The organism is Mycobacterium sp. (genome assembly GCF_032162105.1).
In the GTDB taxonomy this organism is placed as follows: domain Bacteria; phylum Actinomycetota; class Actinomycetes; order Mycobacteriales; family Mycobacteriaceae; genus Mycobacterium.
In genome coordinates this window covers 1-7,136 of sequence record NZ_JAVRPS010000254.1, presented here as the reverse complement: position 1 = coordinate 7,136, position 7,136 = coordinate 1, and the positions used below count along the sequence as shown (strand labels likewise).

The 7,136-nt window shown below is 70.0% G+C and carries 4 protein-coding genes and 1 pseudogene; all 5 read left to right on the top strand.

Features of this window, described 5'->3' with window-relative positions; translation table 11 throughout:
- Window positions 1-37 precede the first annotated feature (37 nt).
- Entirely contained in the window at window positions 38-1,780 is a 1,743-nt protein-coding gene (locus QOC69_RS12815) for a sensor histidine kinase (RefSeq protein ID WP_526439980.1), read from the top strand.
- A gap of 46 nt (window positions 1,781-1,826) precedes the next feature.
- Window positions 1,827-3,680 (top strand): ArnT family glycosyltransferase, encoded by a 1,854-nt coding sequence (locus QOC69_RS12810; RefSeq protein WP_526439984.1) that lies wholly within the window; start codon window positions 1,827-1,829, stop codon window positions 3,678-3,680.
- Between the two features lie 65 nt (window positions 3,681-3,745).
- Window positions 3,746-5,008, top strand: coding sequence for a glycosyltransferase (locus QOC69_RS12805; RefSeq protein ID WP_526439982.1), 1,263 nt, complete (start codon window positions 3,746-3,748; stop codon window positions 5,006-5,008).
- 47 nt (window positions 5,009-5,055) lie between these two features.
- Window positions 5,056-6,936: a glycosyltransferase family 39 protein gene (locus tag QOC69_RS12800; protein ID WP_526439978.1), complete on the top strand. Its 1,881-nt coding sequence runs from the start codon at window positions 5,056-5,058 to the stop codon at window positions 6,934-6,936.
- A 99-nt stretch (window positions 6,937-7,035) separates the two neighbouring features.
- Window positions 7,036-7,136 (top strand): annotated as a pseudogene (locus tag QOC69_RS12795) (carbonic anhydrase); the annotation flags it as partial.

Genomic DNA, 7,136 nt, shown 5'->3' with positions numbered 1-7,136 from the left:
CGCGAGCCGATGATCCACACCTTGCGGGGCGCCGGCTATGTCCTCAAACCGGCCCGCTGAGCTTGCAGGCGAACGCTTGAGCACGCAGTCGCGCACCAAGTTCTGGTCGCCGCGCAGCTGGTCGCTGCGCCTGCGGTTGCTGGTCACGCAGGTGGTGCTGCTGGCCGTCGTATGCGCCGCCGTCGGCGTTGGGACCGAGTTCGCGCTGCAGCGTTTCCTGACGCACCAGCTCGACGATCAGCTGCTCGAGGCAGGCAGGCGCTCGGCCGCCATCTTCGACGGGCCGCCGGCGCCGTTCGAAGTTGCGTTGCGCTTTCCAGGGCCGCCAGACGGCCTCGGTCCGCACCACCGTCCCGACCCCGCCGACGGCCCCGGTCCGCACCTGTATCCCGGCCCTCCCGAAGGCCCAGGGCCGCCGCAGTTCCCAGGGATGCCGCCTGGTTTTCCCGGGATGCCACCGGGATATTCCTACCGGGAGCGGCTCGACGCCGAGGCCGGCCCCGGCCCAGGGTTCCTCAACGCACCGGGTCAGGCTGCCCGAACCGTTGGCGCGGTCATCGCAGAAGACGGTTCGGTCGACGCCGGGGTGATCACCGCCGACGGCGGCCGGTCCGGGGTGAGCTCCGCAGCGGCCGCTCAGCTCGCCAAGATCGCGCCGGACCGCAAACCGAGGACCGTCGACCTCGACGGCCTCGGCCGCTACAAACTCATCGGCCTGCACTCCCGCCACGGAGGGCAGACGATCGTGACCGGTCTGCCGACCGCAGGCGTCGACGACACGCTGCTGTGGGTGCTCGGCATGTTCTGCGTGGTCGCCGTCGTCGCGCTGCTCGGCGCAACCATCGCGGGCATCTGGATCATCCGTCGCCAACTCGCGCCGCTGTCAAGGGTTTCCGCCGCGGCGCGCGAGGTGGCCGACCTCGAGCTCGACACCGGCGAGGTGCGGTTGCCGAAGATGATCGTGCGCGTCGACCCCGCGGGCGGCCACACCGAGATCGGCCAGCTCGGCTCCGCGTTGAACCGGATGCTCGACCGCATCGCGGGTGCGATGTCGGCCCGCCACGCCAGCGAAACCAGGGTGCGCCAGTTCGTCGCCGATGCCAGCCACGAGCTGCGCACCCCCCTGGCCGCGATCCGCGGCTACACCGAGCTCGCGCAGCGCAAGCGTGCCGAATTGCCCGACGACGTCGCCCACGCGATGAGCCGCGTCGAGTCCGAGACCGGACGGATGACCCAGTTGGTCGAGGACATGCTGCTGCTCGCGCGGCTGGACGAGGGCCGGCCGCTGATCCGTGAACCGGTCGATCTGTCGCGGCTGGTCGTCGACACCGTCAGCGACGCACACATCGCCGGTCCCGAACACGTGTGGTCGCTCGATCTGCCCGAAGAGCCCGTGCTGGCGGTCGGCGACGAGGCGAGGCTGCATCAGGTCCTGGCGAACCTGCTGGCCAACGCCAGGACACACACCCCCGCCGGGACGTCGGTGACGACGTCGCTGGCGCGCGACGACACCGGGGCGGTGGTGCTCGCGGTGGCCGACGACGGCCCCGGCATTCCACCGGCGCTGCAGCCGGAGATCTTCGAACGGTTCGCACGCGGGGACTCCTCGAGGTCGCGGCGCGATGGCAGCACCGGTCTCGGGCTGGCGATCGTCGCGGCCGTGGTCAAGGCCCACGACGGCACGATCGAGGTCCGAAGTGAGCCGGGCAGGACCGAGGTCACGGTCCGGCTCCCCGGTGATTCACAGACGACCCACAGCGCGGGCAAATCGGACGCCTAGCCGGCCGCGTGAGAATCGACCGGTGACCGCCGTACTGCCGCGCGCATTGACGCCTGCCACCAGCCCCGACCCGGCGGCCACGGTGCGTCCCCGCTTCGATGTCCGTGAGCGTGTCGCGTTCGGCGTGCTGATGGTCGTCACCGCCGGGCTCTACCTGTGGAACCTGTCGGCCAGCGGGTGGGCCAACGCCTTCTACGCCGCCGCGGCGCAGGCGGGCGGGCAGGACTGGACGGCAATGCTGTTCGGGTCCAGTGACGCGAGCAATGCGATCACCGTCGACAAGATCCCCGCTGCGCTCTGGGTGATGGACCTCTCGGTGCGCGTGTTCGGGCTCAACTCGTGGAGCGTGCTGGTGCCGCAGGCGCTGGAGGGCGTGGCCGCGGTCGCGCTGCTCTACGCCGCGGTGCGCCGCGCCTCGGGTCCCGGTGCGGCGCTGCTGGCCGGCGCGGTGTTCGCGCTGACGCCGGTGGCCGCGTTGATGTTCCGGTTCAACAACCCCGATGCGCTGCTGGTGCTGATGCTCGTCGCCGGCGCGTACTGCGTGCAGCGCGCCTGCGAACGCGACGCCAGCAGGTGGTGGCTGGTCGGTGCCGGGGCCGCGGTGGGCGTCGGCTTCCTGGCCAAGATGCTGCAGGCGTTCCTGGTGTTGCCCGGCTTCGGAGTGGCCTATCTGGTCGCGGCCGCCGCGCCCCTGCGCACCCGGGTGCTGCGGCTCGCAGGCGGACTGGCCGCGCTGATCGTCTCGGGCGGTTGGTATCTGCTACTCGTCGAGCTGTGGCCGGCGTCGGCGCGGCCATACGTCGGCGGCTCACAGCAGAACAGCATCATCGAACTCGCCTTGGGCTACAACGGTTTCGGCCGGCTCACCGGCAACGAGCCCGGCGGTCTCGGCAACATGAACTTCGACGTCGGCTGGGGCCGTCTGCTTGGCAGCGGCATGGGCGCCTACATCGCCTGGCTGCTGCCCGCGGCGCTGGTGTGCCTGGTCGCCGGACTGCTGTTGACCCGCCGGGCGCCGCGAACCGACCCGCAGCGTGGCGCGTTGATCCTGTGGGGCGGCTGGCTGGTCGTCACCGCCGTGGTGTTCAGCTTCGCCAACGGCATCGTGCACCCGTATTACACCGTCGCGCTCGCGCCCGCCATCGCCGCGGTGCTCGGGATCGGTGCAACACTGTTGTGGCGCAATCGTTCCGACGTCCGGGTGGCGACGGCGATGTCGGCCACCGTGGTCGTCACCGTGGTCCTGGCTGCCGTCCTGTTGACCCGGCACGGCAACTGGCTGGACTGGCTGCGCCTGAGCGTGGCGGTCGTGGGGATCTGCGTCGCGGTACTGCTCCTGGTCGTCGCGCGACTGCCGCGACGACTGGCCCTGACCGCCGCCGGGCTCGCCATCGCGGCGTGCCTTGCCGCGCCGACGGCCTACACGCTGGCGACGGTGGCGACGGCCCACAGTGGCGCCATGCCATCGGTCGGACCGGCGCGCGGACCGGGCGGTCTCGGCGCCATGGGCGGTGGGTTGCTCGACAGCCCGGAGCCAGGAGCCGGCTTGTCGGCACTGCTGGCCGCCCACTCCGACGACTACGCGTGGTCCTCGGCGGTCGTCGGGTCCAACAATGCCGCCGGTTACCAATTGGCCAGTGGGGCACCGGTAATGGCGGTCGGCGGGTTCAACGGCACCGACCCGTCACCGACGCTCGAACAGTTTCAGTCCGACGTCGCCGCCGGGCAGATCCACTACTTCGTCCGCGGCCGGGTGATGTTCGGCGGCTTCGGCGGGCACGACAACGGCGGCAGCCGCGCGGCCGCCGACATCGCCGAGTGGGTCGAGACCCACTACACCCCGATGACCGTCGACGGCACCGTCGTCTACGACCTCACCGCGGCGCCGAAGAACTCATAGCCTGCGCATAGCTCGTGCCAACGGTTGCCACACCGGACCGGCCGACGATGGATGTCATGACAGACATGGCCCTCTCCGAAGCCCTTCCGCGCGATATCGATCGGATGCGCCGCTTCGACTCACGCCCGAACGCTGCGCTCGCCGCCGCAGCGCTTGGCGTGCCAGTGCTCGACGTGGTGGTCCCGGTGTACAACGAGGAGGCGGCGCTGGCCGACTCGGTGCACCGGCTGCACCGCCATCTGCGGGACACCTTCCCGTACCCGGTGCGCATCACGATCGCCGACAACGCGAGCGTCGACGACACCCCGCGCATCGCCGCGGAACTCGCCGCGGAACTCGCCGACGTCCGGGTAGTGCGCCTGGAGCAGAAGGGCCGCGGCCGCGCGCTGCACCAGGTGTGGTCGGACTCCGACGCCGCCGTGCTCGCCTACATGGACGTCGACCTGTCGACCGATCTCGCGGCGCTCGCGCCGCTGGTGGCACCCCTGATCTCCGGCCATTCCGATCTCGCGATCGGGACCCGGCTGAGCCGGGGCTCACGGGTGGTGCGCGGCGCGAAGCGGGAGATCATCTCGCGCTGCTACAACTTCATCCTGCGCTCGACGCTGGCCGCACGGTTCTCCGATGCCCAGTGCGGCTTCAAGGCGATCCGCGCCGACGTCGCGCACCGGCTGCTGCCGCACGTCGCCGACACCGGATGGTTCTTCGACACCGAACTGCTGGTGCTTGCCGAACGCAGCGGGCTTCGGATTCACGAGGTGCCGGTCGACTGGGTCGACGACCCGGACAGCCGGGTGGACATCGTGGCCACCGCGGCCGCGGATCTGAAGGGGGTGGGTCGCTTGCTGCGTGGCTTCGCCAGTGGTTCCATCCCGGTGAACGCGATTGCCGCTCAACTGGGTTCGTCGCGCCGGTCGGCCGCGCCGGGTTCGTTGTTCCGCCAGGTGGTCAGGTTCGGCGCGGTCGGTGTCGCCTCGACGGCGGCCTATCTCGTGCTGTTCGTGCTGCTGCACGGCTGGATTGGTGCGCAGGCCGCGAACCTGGTGGCGTTGTTGCTCACCGCGATTGGCAACACTGCGGTCAACCGGCGGTTCACCTTCGGCGTGGCCGGAGGCGGGAAGGCAATGCGTCATCACGTCGAGGGGCTCATCGTCTTCGCCGTCGCGCTGGCCATCACCAGCGGTGCGCTGGCCGTCCTGAACGGCGTCGTCGACCATCCGCACCGATTGCTGGAGATCACCGTGCTGGTGGCGGCCAACCTGGTCGCCACCGCCGTGCGGTTCGTGTTGCTGCGCGGCTGGGTGTTTCACCCACGACGCGCCAACTAGCCCGCTTCGCCAACGCTAGAGAACCCCACAGAGACCCGAGGAAGCCGATGACGATCATCACCGCAGACGTCCGACCGGACGCCGCCGCCGATCCAGCGCCTTCGACGGACCCGCGTTGGGCCCGACCCGGTCTGCTCGCCGTGCTGGCCGCCACGGCCGTGCTGTACCTGTGGGGCCTTGGCTCGTCGGGCTGGGCGAACAGCTACTACGCCGCCGCCGCGCAGGCAGGCACCCAGGACTGGAAGGCGTGGCTGTTCGGGTCGCTGGACGCAGGCAACGCCATCACGGTGGACAAGCCGCCCGCGGCGATGTGGCTGATGGGGTTGTCCGGCAGGCTGTTCGGATTCAACGCGTTCACCATGCTGCTGCCGCAGGCGTTGATGGGGGTCGCCGCCGTTGCGGTGCTGTACTTCACCGTCAAGCGCAGCAGCGGCCCCGGTGCCGGCCTGATCGCCGGCGCGGTGCTCGCCTTGACGCCCGTGGCGACGCTGATGTTCCGGTACAACAACCCCGACGCGCTGCTGGTCCTGCTGCTCGTCGTGGCGGCGTACTGCACGGTGCGGGCCATCGAGAACGGCAGCACGCGCTGGATGGCCCTGACCGGATGCGTCGTGGGCTTCGCCTTCCTGACCAAGATGCTGCAGGCGTTCCTCATCGTGCCGGGTCTCGCTCTTGCGTTCCTGGTAGCCGCCCCCATCGGTTTGTGGAAGCGGGTGGGCGCCCTGCTGGTTGGCGGTGCCACCATGGTCCTGTCCGCCGGTTGGTACATCGCGTTGGTCAGCTTGTGGCCCGCGGACTCGCGGCCCTACATCGCCGGCTCCACCGACAACAGCCTGTTGCAGTTGGCATTGGGCTACAACGGAATCCAACGCATCGTCGGCAACGGCGGTGCCGCAGGCGGTGGAGGCCCCGACGGCGGTGGCCCTGGCGGCGGTCACCCCGGTGGCAACGTGTTCTTCGGCGGCGAGCCCGGCATCGGCCGGATGTTCGGCCTGTCCTTCGGAACCGAATCGTCCTGGCTGCTGCCCGCCGCGATCATCGGCCTGATGGCCGGCCTCTGGCTCACGTGGCGCACCGCGCGCACCGGTCAGGTGCGGGCCAGTCTGCTCCTGTGGGGTGGTTGGCTGCTGGTGACCGGCGCCGTCTTCAGCTTCATGGACGGCACGGTGCATCCGTACTACACCGTCGCCCTAGCTCCGGCCATTGCCGCGCTGGTCGGCATCTCGGTAGTAGAACTGTTGCGTCGCAAGGACTCCTGGCTGCCCCGTCTGACCCTGGCGGTCATGCTGGCGGTGACCGGCGTGTGGGCATTCGTCCTGCTGAACCGGACGCCGGACTGGTGGCCCGCACTGCGCTGGGTGGTGCTCGTCGGGTCGGTGATCGTCGCGGCCGTGGTCGCCGTCGGCCTGCACCGGCTGGGCCGCGCCACCGCGGTGGTCGCCGTGGCCGCTGCCTTGTTCGGCCTCGGCGCGACGGCGGCGTACTCGATCGACACCATGTCGTCCACACACGAGGGGCCAGTGAGCACGTCTGGGCCCGCCAAGGCGGACGGCTTCGGCGGCGGCGGTCCCGGTGGACGCGGCGGCGACAACGCCGCGCTGGAAGCCCTGGTGCAGGACACCGACAACCGTTGGGCCGCAGCCGCGATCGGTTCGCACACGATCGATGAGCTGGAACTCAAGACCGGAACGTCATTGATGGCGATCGGTGGATTCAGCGGCGGGGACCCGTCGCCCACCCTGGCGCAGTTCCAGCAGTACGTGGCCGACGGGCAGGTGCGGTACTTCATCGCAGGGAACGACAAGGGAGGCGGCCCGATGGGGCACCGGACCGGTACTGCGAACGACATCACCACGTGGGTCGAGCAGCACTTCACCAAGACCGACGTCGGCGGTACCGCCGTCTACGACCTGCAGTCGCAGGCGTGACGCCGGTTGCAATCAACCCGATTCTCACCATCGGAACCCGGGTACCGTCCTACTAGCGTCGTGCGTCGACGTATGTCCGCGAACGTCAGGAGGGCCCACATGTCCGTTACCGACGAGTACCTGAAGAACAACGAGGCCTATGCCGAGTAGTTCAGCGGCCCCCTGCCACTGCCGCCGAGCAAGCACGTCGCGGTGGTGGC